The organism is Paracoccus lutimaris (genome assembly GCF_003337565.1).
GTDB lineage: Bacteria > Pseudomonadota > Alphaproteobacteria > Rhodobacterales > Rhodobacteraceae > Paracoccus > Paracoccus lutimaris.
In genome coordinates this window covers 61,585-78,655 of sequence record NZ_QPJL01000004.1, presented here as the reverse complement: position 1 = coordinate 78,655, position 17,071 = coordinate 61,585, and the positions used below count along the sequence as shown (strand labels likewise).

Here is a 17,071-nt window from a genome sequence, read left to right as displayed (position 1 = left end):
GCTCAGCGGCCCTGCATGATCTGGCGTTCGCGCCAGAGCACCCACAGGATCGCCAGCACCGAGCCGCCCGCCGAACCGGCCATGATGACCAGAAGCGGCGCGGCGGTTGCGCCTTCATGCAGGAATGCGCCCGACAGCGCGGCAAGCCCGGCGCCGCCCGCCACCGACATGGCGCCGCCAAGGCCGCTGGCGGTGCCGGCAAGCTCGGGGCGCACGCTCATCATGCCGGCATTGGCATTGGGCAGCAGCATGCCATTGCCGAGGCCCATGCAGGCGACGGCGCCGAAAAACACCAGGGGTTCGTGATGGCCCATCAGGTCCAGCGCCAGCGCCACCGTCAGCGCCAGCGCGCAGATCAGCGCCCCGAGCAGGATCATCCGGTTCATCCCCACCCGGATCGAGAACCGCGCCGAGGCGAAATTCCCCAGGGCATAGCCGATCGAGGGCGCGGCGAACCAATAGCCGACCTCGGCCGGCGACAGGTGCAGCACATGCCGGCCCACAAAGGGCGCGCCGCCCAGATAGGCGTAAAACGACCCGGCGCTGAGCGTCGCGGCCAGAGAATAGCCCCAGAACCGCTGCGAGCGCGCCAGCACCGGATAGGTGGCGACCTGCTGGCGCATCGGGATGCCGCCGCCGCGCGCGGTCTCATGAAGGTCGAACCAGCACAGCATCAGCACTGCCGCCCCGACCATCGCCATGGCCATGAAACTGGCGCGCCAGCCGAAGAGCTCGTCCAGCGTCCCGCCAAGGACCGGCGCCACCATCGGCACCAGCGACATCGCCATGGTGACATAGCCGATCATGCTGGCGGCCTGTTCGGCCGGGACCATGTCGCGCACCACCGCGCGGCTGATCACGAAGCCGGTGGTGATCACCGCCTGCACCATGCGAAAGAACAAAAACCACCCGGCCGTGGGTGCAACGAGCGTGCCCAGCGTCGCCAGCAGAAAGATCGCCAGCGACCACAGCACCACGGGCCTGCGGCCATAGCGGTCGCTGATCGGTCCACAGAACAGTTGCACCACCGCGCTGACCCCCAGAAAGGCCGAGACGGAAAGCTGCATCAGCGCGTAATCGACGCCGAAATCCTCGGCCATGCCCGGCAGGGACGGCAGAAAGATGTTCATGCTGAAGGCGCCTGCCGCCGAGATCGCGACCAGCGTCACAAGGCTGGGGCGTCGGGGCGCGGGCGGGGCTGAGGGGGGATTTTCGGGACTCATGCCCATTGTTTCCCGCTTGCGGCGGGAAATGGCAACCGCCCGCATGCGCCGGGCGCAGGTATCAATGCCCGGAGCCGCCGAAGTTCTGAAAGATCAGGAAGGCGCCCAGACAGATGAAGGCAAAGCCGAGCGCCACGTTCCAGGTCAGCTTTTCGCCCAGATAGGCCCATGAAAACAGCACGAAGACCGACAGGCTGATGACCTCCTGGATGGTTTTCAGCTGGGCGGCGCTGAAATGCCCGTAACCGATGCGGTTCGCGGGCACCTGCAGGACATATTCGAAAAAGGCGATGCCCCAGCTGACCAGAATCACCGTGATCAGCGGTGCGGCCTTGAACTTCAGATGCCCGTACCAGGCGACGGTCATGAACAGGTTCGACGCGATCAGCAGCCCGACGGTCACCAGCGGGACCGGCAGGTTCATTCAGCGCGGTCCCAGCTGCGGTGCTTTTCAAGGTTGCCAAAGCGGGTGAAGCGGCCCTCGAAGCTGAGCTCCACCGTGCCGATAGGGCCGTGGCGCTGCTTGCCGATGATGACCTCGGCCTTGCCATGGCAGGATTCCATGATCTGTTGCCATGCAGCCATCTTGTCCAGATCGTGGTCGGCGGGCTTTTCACGCTCGCGGTAATATTCCTCGCGGAAGACGAACATGACGATATCGGCGTCCTGCTCGATCGAGCCGGATTCGCGCAGGTCGGAGAGCTGCGGGCGCTTGTCTTCGCGGCTTTCGACCTGACGCGACAGCTGCGACAGCGCGATCACCGGGATGTCCAGTTCCTTGGCGATGGCCTTCAGCCCTTGGGTGATTTCCGAGACCTCGTTCACGCGGCTGTCCTTGGCGGTGGCGGCGCGCAGAAGCTGAAGATAGTCCACGATCAGTAGGTCAAGGCCCATGGTGCGCTTGAGCTTGCGGGCGCGGGCGGCCAGCTGGTTGATCGGCAGCGCCGGCGTGTCGTCGATGAAGAGCGGGCAGTTCTGCAGGTCATGCGCGGCTTTGACGAAGCGGCGGAACTCGTCCTCGGTCATGTCGCCGCGGCGGATCGATTCGCTGGGCACCTCGGCCGCTTCGGAGAGGATACGGGCGGCAAGCTGTTCGGCCGACATCTCCAGCGAGAAGAAGCCGACGACGCCGCCCGCGACCGTGCCATGGCTGCCATCGGGCAATTCGCCCATCTTGTGGGCTTTCGCGACGTTGAAGGCGATGTTGGTCGCCAGCGAGGTTTTCCCCATCGAGGGGCGTCCGGCCAGAATGATCAGGTCCGAGCGGTTCAGGCCGCCCATCTTGCCATCCAGATCGGTCAGACCCGAGGACACGCCCGAGAGCCCGCCGCCGCGGCTGAAGGCGGCATTGGCGGCATTCAGCGCCCCGGTGACGGCGGCCAGAAAGCTTTGAAAGCCGCGCTCGGCCACGCCCTGCTCGCCGAGCTTGTAAAGGACCTGCTCGGCCTCCTTGATCTGGTCCTCGGCCGAATCGCTGACCGAGACGGTCTGCGCGCGCGAGGAAATGTCCTGACCAAGGTTGATGAGTTCGCGGCGCAGGGCGAATTCGCGGATCATCTGCGCATAGTCGCGCGCGGCATGGGACGAGATCGCTGCCCCCGCCAGACGGGCCAGATAGGCCGGCCCGCCCAGTTCCTTGAGGCCCGCATCATGTTCCATGAAGGCCTTGATCGTCACCGGGCTGGCCAGCGCGTTCTTGGCGATGCGCTCGGCGCTGATTTCATAGATGCGGCGGTGCACGGGGTCGTAGAAATGCTTGGCGCCGATGATGCGCGAGACGTGGTCATAGACCTCGTTATTGGTCAGGAGTGCGCCGAGAAGCTGCTGCTCGGCCTCGATCGAGAAGGGGACAGCCTGTTCGGCCACGATCGAGGCGATCTCGCTGGGTCTCCTGATTTCAACGGCGCGCAATTCGCTCATCCGTGATGGCTCCGGCTGGTGTCCGATTCTCGCAAGGCCCCCTTATTCCATATCGGGGGGGCTTGGGTCCATGGGCGATAGTGCCTAAGACCGCGCCGCCTGTCGGGTGGCGCGGTCGCATGGATATTTATGTGAAGAAGAAAGGGTCAGGGATGCGCGGCCTGCCAGGCGCGCGGGTCGCTGAGGAAGCTTTCGACCTCGGCCAGGGTCGCGGCGTCGTAGAAGTTCTGCGCCTTTGCCTCGGCCAGCACGTCCCACCAGGTGCACAGGTGATGCAGCTGTACACCGTGATCGGCCAGGCGCTGCGTGGTGTCAGGGAAGATGCCGTAGTAAAAGATCACCGCCGTATGGGCGCAGGTCGCGCCGGTTTCGCGGATCGCATCGACGAAGCTGAGCTTGGAGCCGCCATCGGTGGTCAGATCCTCGACCAGCAGCACGCGCTGGCCTTCGGTCATGGTGCCTTCGATGCGGGCATTGCGGCCGTAACCCTTGGGTTTCTTGCGCACATAGGTCATCGGCAGTTCCATCCGCTCGGCCACGAGGGCGGCGAAGGGGATGCCCGCCGTCTCACCGCCGGCGATATTGTCGAAGGCATCAAAGCCCGCGTCGCGCAGCACGGTTGCGGTCAGGAAGTCCATCAGCGTCGAACGGATGCGCGGATAGCTGATCAGCTTGCGGCAATCGATATAGGTCGGCCCCTTGAGGCCCGAGGAATAGGTGAAAGGCTCGGCCGTGTTGAAATGCACGGCCTTGATCTCCAGCAGCATGCGGGCGGTCAGTCGGGCGATTTCCTCGCGCGGGGGGAAGGGCAGGGTCATGCGGGGTCCTCGACATGCCAGTAGAGCGGGAAGCCGGGGTCAAAGACGGTCACGGTCTCGTCCCCGGCGGGAATGTGGCTGGGGTATTCGGCCGGGACGTCGCGTTTGACAAGACGGATCGTGTCGTCATTTGCCGCCATGCCGTAGAAGGCGGCACCGTTGAGCGAGGTAAAACCCTCGAGCCGGTCGAGCGCGCCGTCCTCCTCGAAGACATGGGCGAGGATCGACATGGTGTTCGGGGCGGTGAAGCAGCCGGCGCAGCCGCAGGCCGATTCCTTGGCGCGGTCGGGATGCGGGGCCGAGTCGGTGCCGAGGAAGAAGCGCGCATCGCCCGAGGTCGCGGCGCGGCGCAGCGCCAGGCGGTGGGTTTCGCGCTTGGCGACCGGCAGGCAATAGTAATGCGGCCGGATGCCGCCCGCGAGGATATGGTTGCGGTTGATGACCAGGTGATGCGTGGTGATGGTCGCGCCGATATTGTCATTGGCGCTGACATATTCGGCCCCGTCCGAGGTGGTGATATGTTCCATCACCACTTTCAGGCCGGGCGTGGCGCGGCGGATCGGATCCAGCACGCGGTCGATAAACACGGCCTCGCGGTCGAAGATGTCGATGGCGGGGTCGGTTACCTCGCCATGGAAACACAGCGGGATGCCAGCCTCGGCCATGGCGTCCAGCACGCCGCGCACCTTGTCGAAATCGCGCACGCCCGAGGCGGAATTCGTCGTCGCGCCCGCCGGATACAGCTTGACCGCCGAGATGATCCCGGCGGCATGGGCGGCGACCACATCGGCCGGATCGGTCGATTCGGTCAGATAAAGCGTCATAAGCGGACGCAACGTCATCTTCTGTCCCAGCGCGGCGGTGATGCGGTCGCGATATGCGCTGGCCTGCGCCCCGGTCACCACCGGCGGCACGAGATTGGGCATGATGATCGCACGGCCGAAATGGCTGGAATATGAGGCGACTGCCCGCAGCATCTCGCCATCGCGCAGATGCAGGTGCCAGTCGTCAGGGCGTCGGAGCGTTACGAATTTGGTCATTCTTTTCCTCTATACTGGCAAGCGGTGCATGGCCATAGGAGCCGCGGCCTAAACGAAAGGATGACTTGGCATGGTTGTCATGTGCGTGCAGATTCTTACATGCTACCGTATGGTTAAAAGGAAACGGGTATGAGTTACGGTGTATTGGATTTCTCGGCGTTGCGCACGCCGATGCTGCTTTGGCAGCAGATGGCCCAGATGGCCTGGGAAGCGCAGATGGTCATTGCACTACGCACTGCCGGCATGATGGGCGTGCTGAGACAGGACCATTCCGAACCGCATCGCATGGTGCTGGAAAAGGCCGATGCGGCCACCGAGGCGATGCAGGCCGCGTTGCGGGCTGCCGGTCGGGGCGAGCGGGCTGACCGCGTCATGGCGGCGGCGTTGCGACCCTATCGCCGGCGCACGCGTGCCAATGTGCGGCGCCTGTCACGCAAGGCCTGACGACGACGGCAAGATATCGCAGCGAGGGGCCGGGCATTGGGACCGGTGCCGGATAGAACTATGGTGACCGGGCCGATGCGGGCGGTCGAAAACAAAAGCGCGCCACCGTTGCCGGGGCGCGCTTGTTTCATTCCAAAGGGGGGCTGATCAGATCAGCTTGCCCATGGCGACCGCAGTATCCGACATGCGGTTCGAGAAACCCCATTCGTTGTCATACCAGGTCAGGATGCGGCACAGTTTGCCCTCCATCACCTTGGTCTGGTCCATGTGGAAGATCGAGCTGTGCGAGTCGTGGTTGAAGTCCGACGAGACCAGCTTTTCGTTCGTATAGCCCAGGATGCCTTTCAGCGGGCCATCGGCGGCGGCCTTGATCGCGGCGTTGATTTCCTCGACCGAGGTGTCGCGGGCGGCCTCGAAGACCAGATCGACGACCGAGACATTGGGGGTCGGCACGCGGATGGCGACGCCGTCCAGCTTGCCCTTCAGTTCGGGCAGGACCAGACCCACGGCCTTGGCGGCGCCGGTCGAGGTCGGGATCATCGACAGCGCTGCGGCGCGGGCGCGGTACAGGTCCTTGTGCATCGTGTCCAGCGTCGGCTGGTCGCCGGTATAGCTGTGGATGGTGGTCATGAAGCCGCGGGTGATACCGACGGTGTCGTTCAGCACCTTGGCCACCGGCGACAGGCAGTTGGTGGTGCAGCTGGCGTTCGAGACGACGATATCGTCCTTGGTCAGCGTCTTGTCGTTAACGCCGAAGACGATGGTCTTGTCGGCATCCTCGCCGGGGGCCGAGATCAGCACACGCTTGGCGCCGGTCGACAGATGCGGCGCGACCTTTTCCTTGGAGGTGAAGATGCCGGTGCATTCCATGATGACGTCGACATCGCCCCAGGGCAGATCCGCCGGGTTGCGGATCGCGGTGACCTTGATCGGGCCGGTGCCGACATCGATCGTGTCGCCATTGACGGTGACCGTGGCAGGGAAGCGGCCATGGACCGAATCGTAGCGCAGCAGATGCGCATTGGTTTCAACCGGACCCAGATCGTTGATCGCCACGACCTCGATATCCTTGCGCCCCGATTCGATGATCGCGCGCAGCACGTTCCGACCGATCCGGCCAAAGCCGTTGATCGCCACCTTGACAGCCATGGGGTTCCTCCGCCGCTGATGATGTTCGGTCTGCAGATAGCCCGCATTCGATACGGATGCAAATGTCTGCGTACCGGCCCGGATGGAATTGGCAGGAAATCCGTGCCGGATGACCGGCAATGCTGTCCGAAACAGCCCCGTGGCCGTATGCCGGGACCGAAACTAGGCGCACGATCCCGTTGCCGTCAGGACGTAGTGCACCAGCGCGAGCCCCCGCTGCCGGCCTGCGCGCCAGGCCAGTTGTTCCTGCGCGGTCGTGAGATTGCCCGCCGCCGCCGCATCTTGCCGGTCAGGCTGGCGGCATTCGGGTTAGCGCCAGAAACTCAGATATTCGATCAGCGTGGCGAATTGCTTGCCAAGAAAAACCGGCAACCCCGAATGCAGAACCAGGGCATCGGCCACAAACGGGATCAGGATGAGCAGGCCCAGAACCAGGGCGATCCGATTGGTCATGGCAATTCCATCCAGCAGTTCGCGGCCCATATACCGGTATCTCGCCCGCCGTGCTAGGCCAGTCGGCCCGGGCAGGCAAGGGTGGGGGTGGGCAAGAGTAAGACGGGCAAGGGTATGACGGGCGGGCGTGCGAGCAGGTCGTCATGCGGGCGCGGCACCGGCTTAACCGGCGCCATGGTCGGGGGCGGGGGCGTTGCTGTCAGCCTCCTCCTCGCCTCCCTCGGTTTGCTCGCCTTCCTCGCCTTCCTCCTTGGCGATCAGGAACAGATCGCCCGCCGCCTCCATCCGGCGGATGGCGGCGACGACCTGATCCATCGCTTCCTCGGCATCCTTGACCGAGACCTTGCCAAGCGCCTCCATTTCCTCGCGCATGGTTTCGGCCAGACGCGAGGAAATCCCGCCCAGCAGGAAATCCACCGTCGGCTGATCTTTGCCGCGCGCGCCGGCCAGCGCCTTGATCAGCACGGCATTGTCCACCTCGCGCGTGACGCGGGCGATGTCGCGCGGATCGATCCGCGTCGGGATATGGGCCCAGGTAAAGATGGTCTTGCGGACCTCGCCGGCAAAATCGGCGTCGTCCTGGTCCAGCCCTTCAAGCACGCTGTCGCGCATCGAGGAAGCGGAGGAGTTCAGGATCGCGCCGACCTTTTCACCGGCCTTGCCGGCAAGCGGGGGCTGCGGTACGGCATCGGCGGCCTGGATCAGCGCCTTGCCGATGCGCTGCAGCGCCTCCGAATCGATGCCGCCGGTCAGGCTCATCGCATAGGCGATCTGCCGCGCCAGCTCCGGCTCCAGCAGGCCAAAGACTTCGGCCGCGCGCGGCACCGGCAGTTTCGAGAACATCACCGCCGCGATCTCGACTGCCTCGGTGCGGGCAAGCGAGGTCAGAAGCGTCGGCGCCATGTTCGAGATGCGGTCCCAGGGGTCGCCGGCGCCGTTCAGGGCGGCCATGCGTCGCAGCCGGTCGGTGGTGTCGGGCGAGAGATGCCCGTCCAGCAGGTCCAGTGTGCTGTCGATATCGCCGGGAAAGGAAAGCCCCACCGCCTCGAGCTTTTCGCAGAACTCGGCCACGACGGCATTGCGGGTGTTGCGATCCACCATGCCCATCAGCGCCATTTCTTGCGCCAGATCGGTCTGCAGCCCCGGTGGCAGCTGGGCAAGGTCGATATCCTCGCCCTCGGCAAGGACCAACCGCACGATGATGGCGGCTTTCTGCCGCGCATTCAGCGCCGGTCCCGCGATGACTGCGATGCCCATGAATTGCCCCCGATTCATTCCGTTTCAGGGGCAATCTGGCAGAGATTTGCGAACTACGGGTTAATGCCCGGCTTAATGCGCGGCATTTTCACCAAATACCCGGGCAAAGATCGTGTCGACATGCTTGGTGTGATAGCCAAGGTCGAATTTTTCCTCGATTTCGGCAGGGGACAGTGCCGCCGTCACCTCGGAATCGGCCAGAAGCTCGGTCTTGAAATCCGCGCCCTGTTCCCAGACCTTCATGGCGTTGCGCTGCACGAGGCGGTAGGCATCCTCGCGCGAGACACCCGCCTGCGTCAGCGCCAGAAGTACCCGCTGCGACATGACCAGGCCTTTGAACTTATTCATGTTTCTCAGCATGTTCTCGGGATAGATCACCAGCTTTTCGATGACGCCGGCCAGACGGTTCAGGGCGAAATCCAGCGTGATCGTGGTGTCCGGGGCGATGCCGCGTTCGACCGAGGAATGGCTGATGTCGCGTTCATGCCACAGCGCCACGTTCTCTAGCGCCGGGACGACGGCCATGCGCACCAGCCGGGCAAGGCCGGTCAGGTTCTCGGTCAGGACCGGGTTGCGCTTGTGCGGCATGGCCGAGCTGCCCTTCTGGCCGGGGCTGAAGAATTCCTCGGCCTCAAGCACCTCGGTGCGCTGCATGTGGCGGATCTCAATGGCGATGTTCTCGATCGAGCTGGCGATGACGCCCAGCGTGGCAAAGAACATGGCGTGGCGGTCGCGGGGGATGACCTGCGTGCTGATCGGCTCGGGGCGCAGGCCCAGCATCTTGCAGACATGCTCTTCGACGCGGGGGTCGATATTGGCGAAGGTGCCGACCGCGCCCGAGATGGCGCCGGTCGCGATTTCCTCGCGTGCGGCCTGCAGGCGGGCCTTGTTGCGGTCCATCTCGGCGTAGAAGCGGGCGAAGGTCAGGCCCATGGTCGTCGGCTCGGCATGGATGCCGTGGCTGCGGCCGATGCGGACGGTGTCCTTATGCTCATAGGCGCGCTTTTTCAGCGCCGCCAGCACCCGGTCCATATCGGCCAGCAGGATATCGGCAGCGCGCACAAGCTGGACGTTCAGCGTGGTGTCGAGCACGTCCGAGCTGGTCATGCCCTGATGGACAAAGCGCGCCTCATCGGCGCCGATATGCTCGGCCAGATGGGTCAGGAAGGCGATGACGTCATGCTTGGTCACGGCCTCGATCTCGTCGATGCGGGCCACGTCGAATTCGACATCCTTGGCGCGCCAGACGGCCTCGGCGTTTTCGCGCGGGATCACGCCCAGATCGGCCTGGGCATCGCAGGCATAGGCCTCGATCTCGTACCAGATGCGGAACTTGGTCTCGGGCGACCAGATGGCGGTCATTTCAGGACGGGAATAGCGCGGGATCATCGGATTCTCCTGTATTTGCGGGGCTTGTAGCCCCATGCCCCCTTGCCCGCAACCGCCGCGCGCGCATGATGGCAGTTCCACATGCCGGGACCGGGGCGCCTGCCTTTGCTGTCCGGGCGGAATTTCTGGGCAAATTGCATTAACGCGAGGGAAAGATGACTCCGATTGAACCGGTTTACAGCACGCCTGTGCTGCTGACGATCGCGGCGCTGGCGGTGGTGCTGCTGCTGATCCTGATCATGCGTTTCCGGCTGCATGCCTTTGTCTCGCTGGTGCTGGTCAGCCTGCTGACGGCGCTGGCGGCGGGGGTGCCCTATGCCAAGGTGGTGCCGACGCTGATGGAGGGGTTCGGCGGCACGCTGGCCTCGGTCGCGCTGCTGGTGGGCTTTGGCGCGATGATCGGGCGGATGCTTGAGGTTTCGGGGGGTGCGCAGGTGCTGGCCGACCGGCTGATCAACAAGTTCGGGGCGGATCGCGCGCCGCTGGCCTTGGGCATTGCCTCGCTGATGTTCGGCTTTCCGATCTTTTTCGATGCCGGGCTGGTGGTGATGCTGCCGATCATCTTCAGCGTGGCGCTGCGCTTTGGCGGCTCGGTCCTGCTTTATGCGCTGCCTGCGGCGGGGGCATTCGCGGTCATGCATGCCTTTGTGCCGCCCCATCCGGGGCCGGTCGCGGCGGGGGATCTGCTGGGCGCCGATATCGGGCTTTTGCTGATCGTCGGGCTGATTCTGGCGCTGCCGACATGGTTTCTGGGCAGCTACCTGTTCGGGCTGTGGTCAGGCAAGCGCATCCATCTGCCGGTGCCGGAGCTCTTGGGGGTGGATGCGGCCGACGCCGCGCGCGGGCCGGCGCCGGAGTTCAGCCGGGTGCTGACCATCCTGTTGCTGCCGCTGGTGCTGATCTTTCTCAATACCGGGCTGAACACGCTGGCCACGATGGGCGTGATCGACGGCGAGGCGGTCTGGGTCACCTTCCTGCGGCTGATCGGGCAGACGCCGGTGGCACTGCTGATCACGGTCATCGCCTCGATCTTTCTTTTGGGGCAGGGGCGCAGTCTGGCGGATATCGAGCGGATCATGGACCGCGCCCTCGCCCCGATCTGCGCCATCATTCTGGTGACAGGCGCGGGCGGCATGTTCGGGGGCGTCTTGCGCGCCACCGGCATCGGGCAGGCGCTGGCCGGCAGTCTGGACGCCATCGGCATGCCGCTGATCGTCGCGGCCTTCGTCATCTCGACGGCGCTGCGGGTTGCGCAGGGTTCGGCCACGGTGGCACTGACCACCACCGCCGGGCTGATCGCGCCGACCGTCGCCGCGACCACGGGGCTGAGCGAGTTCGACCGCTGTTTTCTGGTCATCGCCATTGCCAGCGGCGCGACCGTGCTGAGCCATTTCAACGATTCCGGCTTCTGGCTGGTGGGGAGGTTCCTGAACATGGATGAAAAAACCACGCTGCGGACATGGACGGTGATGGAGACGCTGCTGGGTTCGATCGGCTTTGTCCTCGCGCTGATCGGCTGGTGGCTGCTGTGAGCGGGGTTCAGCATATCGTCGTCATGGGGGTCTCGGGCAGCGGCAAGACCACCACCGGCACCGCGCTGGCCCAGCGTCTGGGCTGGCCCTTTACCGAGGGGGACGCCTTTCACCCCGCCGCCAATGTCGCCAAGATGGCCGCCGGACACCCGCTGACCGACGAGGACCGCGCGCCCTGGCTGCAGGCGCTGGCGGGCGAGCTGGCCAAGGCCGAGGCGCGGGGCCAAAGCTCGGTCATGGGGTGCTCGTCGCTCAAGCGCGCCTATCGCGACATCCTGCGCAGCGGCGCGCCGCGGGTGCGCTTTTTGCATGTCCACGGCACGCGAAAAATCCTGACCGAGCGGCTGGGCCATCGCGAGGGACACTTCTTTCCGCCCAAGCTTTTGGATTCGCAGCTCGCCACGCTGGAAATGCTGGGTCCTGACGAGGACGGCGTCGTTATCGACATGGCGTCAAGCATTGAAAAGCAGGTCGAGGCGGCCTTGCACCTGCTGGCTCTGTCCCCCAAAGAGGCCCGATAGGGTCCGATCCGGTCCCTCCCGTCCGCTGCGGCCTTGCGCGCGGATCATATTCCGGACGATTTCCGGCATTTTTTGAAACCACCATCCAAAGGAGGGATTCGTGGGACTGCTAGGTATTTTCCTGTCACTGATCCTGTTGATGTATCTGGCCTATCGCGGGATCAATGTGCTGATCCTCGCCCCGCTTCTGGCGCTGTTCGCGGTGTCGATGTCTGGGGGGTTACCGGTTCTGGCCACCTATACCCAAGTGTTCATGAAGTCGCTGGGCGGCTATGTTATTACCTATTTCCCGCTGTTTCTGCTGGGGGCGATATTCGGCAAGGTCATGGCCGACAGTGGCGCGGCGCGCACCATTGCCGAGATGATCGTCAAGAAGGTCGGCGCAGAGCGTGCCATTCTGGCCGTGGTGCTGGCCTGCGGCGTGCTGACCTATGGCGGCGTGTCGCTGTTTGTCGTGGCCTTTGCCATCTATCCCATCGCCAATTCGCTGTTTCGCCGTGCTGATGTGCCCAAGCGCCTGCTGCCGGCCACCATCGCGCTGGGGTCCTTCACCTTTACCATGACCGCGTTTCCCGGCACGCCGGCGATCCAGAACGCGATCCCGATGCCGTTTTTCGGCACCAATGTCTTTGCCGCACCGATCCTGGGCACCTTTGCCGGTCTGGTGATGCTGGCCGGGGGCGTTATGTGGCTGAACCGCCGCGCTGCCGCCGCCCATGCCCGCTCCGAGGGCTATGGCCAGCATGCCCGCACCGCCGCCGACAGCTCGCTTGCCGAGGATGCAGACCTGCCCGGCTTTGCCGTCGCCATCCTGCCGGTAGTGGCGGTGATCGTCCTGAACGCGCTTTGCACCTATGTGATCATCCCGGGCATGGACGCCGCCTATCTGGCGGATGCGAAATACGGCGCGACGACGCTGCCCAGCGTCGCCGGAATCTGGGCGATCATCGTCTCGCTGACCGTTTCGATCCTGCTGGCTCTGGGGCTGAACTGGCGCCGCTTCGCCGATGTGAAGGAGACGGTGAACTCGGGCACGATGGGGTCGCTTCTGCCGATCTTCAACACCGCCTCCGAGGTGGGTTATGGCGCGGTCATCGCCTCGTTGCCGGCCTTCGCGATCATCCGCGACGCGGTTTTGTCGCTGTTTCCGACCAATCCCGTCGCCTCGCTGGCGGTGGCGGTGAACGTGCTGGCGGGGATCACCGGCTCGGCCTCGGGGGGCATGTCCATCGCGTTGAATGCGCTGGGTGAGCAATTCGCCACCATGGCCCGCGATCAGGGCATCAGCATGGAGCTGATGCATCGCGTGACCGCGCTGTCCTCGGGCGGGTTCGACGCGCTGCCCCATAATGGCGCGGTGATCACGCTTCTGGCGATCACCGGCATGACCCACAAGAAAAGCTACAGCGACATCTTCGTGGTGGCGGTGGCGATCCCGGTTCTGGCCACCATCGCGGTCATCCTGCTGGGGTCGCTGGGGCTGTAAGGCCCGGGTCCTGAAACCAGAAAGGCGCCCCGAGGGGCGCCTTTCCTTTTGCGTGAGCGACAAGCGATCAGCAGCTGTAATACATCGCGTATTCGACCGGGTGGGGGGTATGCTCATAGGCATAGACCTCTTCCCATTTCAGCTTGATATAGCTTTCCAGCTGGTCGCGGGTGAAGACGTCGCCCTGCAGCAGGAAGTCCATGTCCTTCTCAAGCTCTTCCAGCGCCTCGCGCAGGCTGCCGCAGACGGTCGGGATCTCGGCCAGCTCTTCGGGCGGCAGATCGTACAGATCCTTGTCCGAAGCCGGACCCGGATCGATCTTGTTCTTGATGCCGTCGATGCCAGCCATCAGCAGCGCTGCGAATGCCAGATAGGGGTTTGCGGCCGGATCGGGGAAACGGGCCTCGACGCGCTTGGCTTTCGGGCTTTCGGTCCACGGAATCCGCACGCAGCCCGAGCGGTTGCGGGCCGAATAGGCGCGCAGAACCGGGGCCTCGAAGCCGGGGATCAGGCGCTTGTAGCTGTTCGTCGCCGGGTTCGTGAGCGCGTTCAGGGCTTTCGCGTGCTTGAGGATGCCGCCGATGAAATACAGCGCCTCTTGCGACAGGTCCGCATATTTGTCGCCGGCGAACAGCGGCTTGCCGTCCTTCCAGATCGACATGTTGACATGCATGCCACTGCCGTTGTCGCCCTTCATGGGCTTGGGCATGAAGGTCACCGACTTGCCATAGGCGGCGGCGACGTTGTGGATGACGTATTTGTATTTCTGGATGTTGTCGGCCTGCTCGACCAGCCCGCCGAAGATCATGCCCAGCTCGTGCTGGCAGGTCGCGACCTCGTGGTGGTGCTTATCGACCTTGATGCCCATGCGCTTCATGGTCGAGAGCATCTCGCCGCGGATATCCTGCGCGGTGTCGATGGGGTTGACCGGGAAGTAGCCGCCCTTGTGGGGCGCGCGATGGGCCAGGTTGCCGTCTTCATAGGCGGTGTCGGTGTTCCATGCGGCGTCCACGGCGTCGATCTCGAACGAGACCTTCTGCGGGGTGACCGAATAGCGCACGTCGTCGAACAGGAAGAACTCGGCCTCGGGGCCGAAATAGGCGGTGTCGCCAATGCCCGAGGATTTCAGATAGGCCTCGGCCTTGACGGCGGTGCCGCGCGGGTCGCGCGAATAGGCCTCGCCGGTGTCGGGCTCGGCCACGTTGCAATGCACACACAGCGTCTTTTCGGCATAGAACGGGTCGATATAGACCGACGAGGGATCAAAGATCAGCTTCATGTCGGACTGGTCGATCGACTTCCAGCCGGCAATCGAGCTGCCGTCGAACATGAAGCCTTCCTCGAACAGGTCTTCGTCCACCAGGTCGGCGACCAGAGTGACGTGCTGCAGCTTGCCTTTGGGATCGGTGAAGCGAACGTCGACATATTCGACATCCTCATCCTTCATCAGATCCAGTACGTCCTTGACTTTCATTGGGTTCCTTCCTCCATCAGTCGGCCCGGCGCCGCCGCCGGGCAAGGGTAATATTCATGGCCGGGTCCGTGCCGGCTCAGGGGATCAGACCGCGTCGTCGCCGGTTTCGCCGGTGCGGATGCGGATCGCCTGCTCGACCGGCAGGATGAAGATCTTGCCATCGCCGATCTTTTCGGTGCGCGCGGCCGAGACGATGGCGTCCACGGCAGCTTCGACCAGATCGTCGGGCAGCACCATCTCGATCTTGACCTTGGGCAGGAAGTCCACGACGTATTCCGCGCCGCGATAGAGCTCGGTATGGCCCTTTTGCCGACCAAAGCCCTTGACCTCGGTGACCGAAAGCCCCTGGACGCCGACCTCCTGCAAAGCTTCTTTCACATCGTCCAGCTTGAAGGGTTTGATGATGGCTTCGACTTTCTTCATTGCCTGATCCTTCTGTCGCGACTTGCCTGCGCCCTGATTGGCGGGTTTGATCTGGCAGGTAAAGCAGGCTTGCGCGGATCGGGCCGGGGAAATTGCCCTGTCAGGGTTTTTGCCTGATGTTTGTGCGAAGTGCGTATAATTTAGGCAATGAAAATGATATCTGGAACCGAAATCCTGACCGCCGCCCAAATGCGCGCCATGGAATCCGCCGCCATCGCCAGCGGCGCGGTCACCGGGCTTGAGCTGATGGAGCGGGCAGGGGGTGCCGTCGCCGGTCATATCCGCCTGCGCTGGCCAAAGCCCGGCCGGGTGACGGTCTTGTGCGGCCCGGGCAATAATGGCGGCGACGGCTATGTCATCGCGCGCGCGCTGTGGCAGGCCGGCTGGCGGGTGCGGGTCCTTGGCCTTGACAATACCGCCGGTCCCGACGCGACCGAGATGCGCCGGCGCTGGCGCGAGATCGGCGCGGTCCTGCCGCTGACCGAGGATGAATTGCGCTGCCCGGGGGAAAGCAGCGATGTCTATGTCGATGCCATCTTCGGCACCGGCCTGACCCGTCCCCCGGAAGGCGCGATTGCCCGCATCCTCGCCTATCTGGGCGGCTCGGGCGGGGATTGGGGATTTTTCCGCGACAGGCTGGTCGCGGTGGATTGCCCCAGCGGCATGTGCCTCGACAGTGGGGCCTTTCTTGGCACGAGACGGGGGCCGGGCGAATATGACCTGCGCGCCCGGATGACGGTTGCCTTCGACAGCCCCAAGCCCGGCCATCTGCTGGAGCGCGGCCCGGACTGCTGCGGCGAGCTGGTGATCGCCGATATCGGGCTGCGGGACTGGCGCTGCCGGGCGCCGGGCGGTCGGGGCGGGTGGCGGAGCCAGCGCCCGGCCAGCCTGACCGCGATCTGGCCCGATTTCGGGATAGCCGATCCCCGCCGATCCGACGGTGACGACCGGCGGAAAGCCGCATGGCTCAGCAAGCGCGACGATCCCGGCGGGCATAAATTCGGCCATGGCCACGCGCTGATCCTTGCCGGAGGCGCGGGTCAGGGTGGCGCGGCGCGTCTGGCGGCCCGCGCGGCGCTGCGCGTCGGGGCCGGTCTGGTGACGCTTTGCCCGCCGGCTCCGGCCCTGACCGAGCATGCCGGCGCGCCCGATGCCCTGATGCGGCGCGCGGTCGATGATACCGGGGCGCTGCGCGCGCTGCTCGAGGATCGACGGATCACCGCGCTTTGCCTTGGGCCGGGCGCCGGGGTCGGGCGGGCCGCCGCGCTGTTACCAGGGGTCCTGTCCTCGCGCCGTCCCTGCGTGCTGGACGCGGATGCGCTGACCGCGCTGGCCGCCGATCCGGGTCTCATGGGCGGGCTGCATCCCGGCTGCGTCCTGACCCCGCACCGAGGCGAATTCGCCCGCCTGTTCCCCGATCTCGACGCCCGCCTGAGCGGGCCTCAGCCTCCGGCCCCTGACCTTGACCCAAGGGACATGGCGCGGTTCATGCCGGATCTTGTGGCTTATCGGGCCGCCCTTTCAGAGATGCGCGGCCCGGCCTATTCCCGGCTGGACGCGGCCCGGGACGCCGCCACCCGCAGCGGCGCCGTCATCCTGCTGAAAGGCCCGGACACGGTCATCGCCGAGCCCGCGCCAAGAGTGCTGCCGGACGGCCCCGCCATTCCCGGTCGGGCAATCATCCATTCGGCCTTCGACGTGCCCTGGCTTGCCACGGCCGGATCGGGCGACGTTCTGGCCGGGATCATCACCGGCTTGCTCGCGCGCGGCCTGCCGCCTCTGGACGCCGCCGCGACCGGCGCAGGACTGCATGCCGCCGCCGCCCGCCGCTTTGGCCCCGGTCTGATCGCCGATGACCTGCCGGAGGAGATTCCGGGCCTGTTTCGCGACATGGAGCGGATCACGGCGGCACCGTAAGAAACCGCTCGCGCCGGCGCTGCGG

At 64.9% G+C, this 17,071-nt stretch carries 16 protein-coding genes; 5 read left to right on the top strand and 11 right to left on the bottom strand.

Annotated features, from left to right (window positions below; genetic code table 11):
- Nucleotides 1–2: 2 nt before the first annotated feature.
- The 5 genes from DFP89_RS05480 to pyrC form a co-directional block, all read right to left on the bottom strand.
- A complete protein-coding gene (locus DFP89_RS05480) occupies nt 3–1,223 on the bottom strand; it encodes a multidrug effflux MFS transporter (RefSeq protein ID WP_114348530.1) in 1,221 nt (406 codons plus the stop codon).
- Between the two features lie 61 nt (nt 1,224–1,284).
- Complete coding sequence (locus DFP89_RS05475; RefSeq protein ID WP_114348408.1) at nt 1,285–1,647, bottom strand: DMT family protein; 363 nt, start codon at nt 1,645–1,647, stop codon at nt 1,285–1,287.
- Nucleotides 1,644–3,143 carry a replicative DNA helicase gene (locus tag DFP89_RS05470; RefSeq protein ID WP_114348407.1) on the bottom strand — a complete coding sequence of 500 codons (1,500 nt, stop codon included), beginning with the start codon at nt 3,141–3,143 and terminating at the stop codon, nt 1,644–1,646. The genes DFP89_RS05475 and DFP89_RS05470 overlap by 4 nt, the downstream gene beginning before the upstream one ends.
- 146 nt (nt 3,144–3,289) lie before the next feature.
- Entirely contained in the window at nt 3,290–3,961 is a 672-nt protein-coding gene (locus DFP89_RS05465; RefSeq protein WP_114348406.1) for an orotate phosphoribosyltransferase, read from the bottom strand.
- Nucleotides 3,958–5,001: a dihydroorotase gene (pyrC, locus tag DFP89_RS05460; protein ID WP_114348405.1), complete on the bottom strand. Its 1,044-nt coding sequence runs from the start codon at nt 4,999–5,001 to the stop codon at nt 3,958–3,960. Before pyrC ends, DFP89_RS05465 begins: the two co-directional genes overlap by 4 nt.
- A 129-nt stretch (nt 5,002–5,130) precedes the next feature.
- Between pyrC and DFP89_RS05455 the strand changes: the two genes are divergently transcribed.
- The gene (locus DFP89_RS05455; RefSeq protein WP_114348404.1) at nt 5,131–5,445 is read left to right on the top strand and encodes an antibiotic ABC transporter; all 315 of its coding nucleotides are present in this window, start codon (nt 5,131–5,133) and stop codon (nt 5,443–5,445) included.
- Between the two features lie 147 nt (nt 5,446–5,592).
- Here DFP89_RS05455 and gap read toward each other — a convergent pair whose 3' ends face one another.
- From gap to purB, 4 genes are all read right to left on the bottom strand, one after another.
- Nucleotides 5,593–6,594, bottom strand: a complete 1,002-nt coding sequence (gene gap / locus DFP89_RS05450; RefSeq protein WP_114348403.1) for a type I glyceraldehyde-3-phosphate dehydrogenase — start codon at nt 6,592–6,594, stop codon at nt 5,593–5,595.
- Nucleotides 6,595–6,903: 309 nt separating this feature from the next.
- Nucleotides 6,904–7,047 (bottom strand): hypothetical protein, encoded by a 144-nt coding sequence (locus DFP89_RS20280; protein ID WP_181870259.1) that lies wholly within the window; start codon nt 7,045–7,047, stop codon nt 6,904–6,906.
- A gap of 162 nt (nt 7,048–7,209) precedes the next feature.
- Nucleotides 7,210–8,304 carry a flagellar motor switch protein FliG gene (locus tag DFP89_RS05445; protein WP_114348402.1) on the bottom strand — a complete coding sequence of 365 codons (1,095 nt, stop codon included), beginning with the start codon at nt 8,302–8,304 and terminating at the stop codon, nt 7,210–7,212.
- Nucleotides 8,305–8,376: 72 nt separating this feature from the next.
- Nucleotides 8,377–9,693 (bottom strand): adenylosuccinate lyase, encoded by a 1,317-nt coding sequence (gene purB, locus DFP89_RS05440; RefSeq protein ID WP_114348401.1) that lies wholly within the window; start codon nt 9,691–9,693, stop codon nt 8,377–8,379.
- A gap of 155 nt (nt 9,694–9,848) precedes the next feature.
- Here purB and DFP89_RS05435 point away from each other — a divergent pair, with 155 nt between their 5' ends.
- The 3 genes from DFP89_RS05435 to DFP89_RS05425 all read left to right on the top strand — a co-directional run bounded on the left by DFP89_RS05435 (nt 9,849) and on the right by DFP89_RS05425 (nt 13,232).
- On the top strand, nt 9,849–11,225 hold the full coding sequence (locus tag DFP89_RS05435) for a GntP family permease (protein WP_114348400.1): 1,377 nt from the start codon (nt 9,849–9,851) through the stop codon (nt 11,223–11,225).
- Nucleotides 11,222–11,746: a gluconokinase gene (locus tag DFP89_RS05430; RefSeq protein WP_245948606.1), complete on the top strand. Its 525-nt coding sequence runs from the start codon at nt 11,222–11,224 to the stop codon at nt 11,744–11,746. The genes DFP89_RS05435 and DFP89_RS05430 overlap by 4 nt, the downstream gene beginning before the upstream one ends.
- A gap of 100 nt (nt 11,747–11,846) precedes the next feature.
- Nucleotides 11,847–13,232 (top strand): GntP family permease, encoded by a 1,386-nt coding sequence (locus DFP89_RS05425; protein WP_114348396.1) that lies wholly within the window; start codon nt 11,847–11,849, stop codon nt 13,230–13,232.
- Nucleotides 13,233–13,299: 67 nt separating this feature from the next.
- Here the strand turns inward: DFP89_RS05425 and glnA are convergent, their stop codons facing one another.
- Complete coding sequence (glnA, locus tag DFP89_RS05420; protein ID WP_114348394.1) at nt 13,300–14,706, bottom strand: type I glutamate--ammonia ligase; 1,407 nt, start codon at nt 14,704–14,706, stop codon at nt 13,300–13,302.
- An 84-nt stretch (nt 14,707–14,790) separates the two neighbouring features.
- On the bottom strand, nt 14,791–15,129 hold the full coding sequence (locus DFP89_RS05415) for a P-II family nitrogen regulator (protein WP_114348393.1): 339 nt from the start codon (nt 15,127–15,129) through the stop codon (nt 14,791–14,793).
- 153 nt (nt 15,130–15,282) lie between these two features.
- Here DFP89_RS05415 and DFP89_RS05410 point away from each other — a divergent pair, with 153 nt between their 5' ends.
- Nucleotides 15,283–17,046 carry an NAD(P)H-hydrate epimerase gene (locus DFP89_RS05410; RefSeq protein ID WP_114348391.1) on the top strand — a complete coding sequence of 588 codons (1,764 nt, stop codon included), beginning with the start codon at nt 15,283–15,285 and terminating at the stop codon, nt 17,044–17,046.
- Nucleotides 17,047–17,071: the final 25 nt, after the last annotated feature.

Coding starts and splice junctions, on each gene's coding strand:
- pyrC (WP_114348405.1), bottom strand. CDS start 5,001: ATGACCAAATTCGTAACGCTCCGACGCCCTGACGACTGGCACCTGCAT.
- DFP89_RS05470 (WP_114348407.1), bottom strand. CDS start 3,143: ATGAGCGAATTGCGCGCCGTTGAAATCAGGAGACCCAGCGAGATCGCC.
- DFP89_RS05435 (WP_114348400.1), top strand. CDS start 9,849: ATGACTCCGATTGAACCGGTTTACAGCACGCCTGTGCTGCTGACGATC.
- DFP89_RS05455 (WP_114348404.1), top strand. CDS start 5,131: ATGAGTTACGGTGTATTGGATTTCTCGGCGTTGCGCACGCCGATGCTG.
- DFP89_RS20280 (WP_181870259.1), bottom strand. CDS start 7,047: ATGACCAATCGGATCGCCCTGGTTCTGGGCCTGCTCATCCTGATCCCG.
- DFP89_RS05445 (WP_114348402.1), bottom strand. CDS start 8,304: ATGGGCATCGCAGTCATCGCGGGACCGGCGCTGAATGCGCGGCAGAAA.
- DFP89_RS05480 (WP_114348530.1), bottom strand. CDS start 1,223: ATGAGTCCCGAAAATCCCCCCTCAGCCCCGCCCGCGCCCCGACGCCCC.
- purB (WP_114348401.1), bottom strand. CDS start 9,693: ATGATCCCGCGCTATTCCCGTCCTGAAATGACCGCCATCTGGTCGCCC.
- DFP89_RS05415 (WP_114348393.1), bottom strand. CDS start 15,129: ATGAAGAAAGTCGAAGCCATCATCAAACCCTTCAAGCTGGACGATGTG.
- DFP89_RS05475 (WP_114348408.1), bottom strand. CDS start 1,647: ATGAACCTGCCGGTCCCGCTGGTGACCGTCGGGCTGCTGATCGCGTCG.
- gap (WP_114348403.1), bottom strand. CDS start 6,594: ATGGCTGTCAAGGTGGCGATCAACGGCTTTGGCCGGATCGGTCGGAAC.
- glnA (WP_114348394.1), bottom strand. CDS start 14,706: ATGAAAGTCAAGGACGTACTGGATCTGATGAAGGATGAGGATGTCGAA.
- DFP89_RS05465 (WP_114348406.1), bottom strand. CDS start 3,961: ATGACCCTGCCCTTCCCCCCGCGCGAGGAAATCGCCCGACTGACCGCC.
- DFP89_RS05410 (WP_114348391.1), top strand. CDS start 15,283: ATGATATCTGGAACCGAAATCCTGACCGCCGCCCAAATGCGCGCCATG.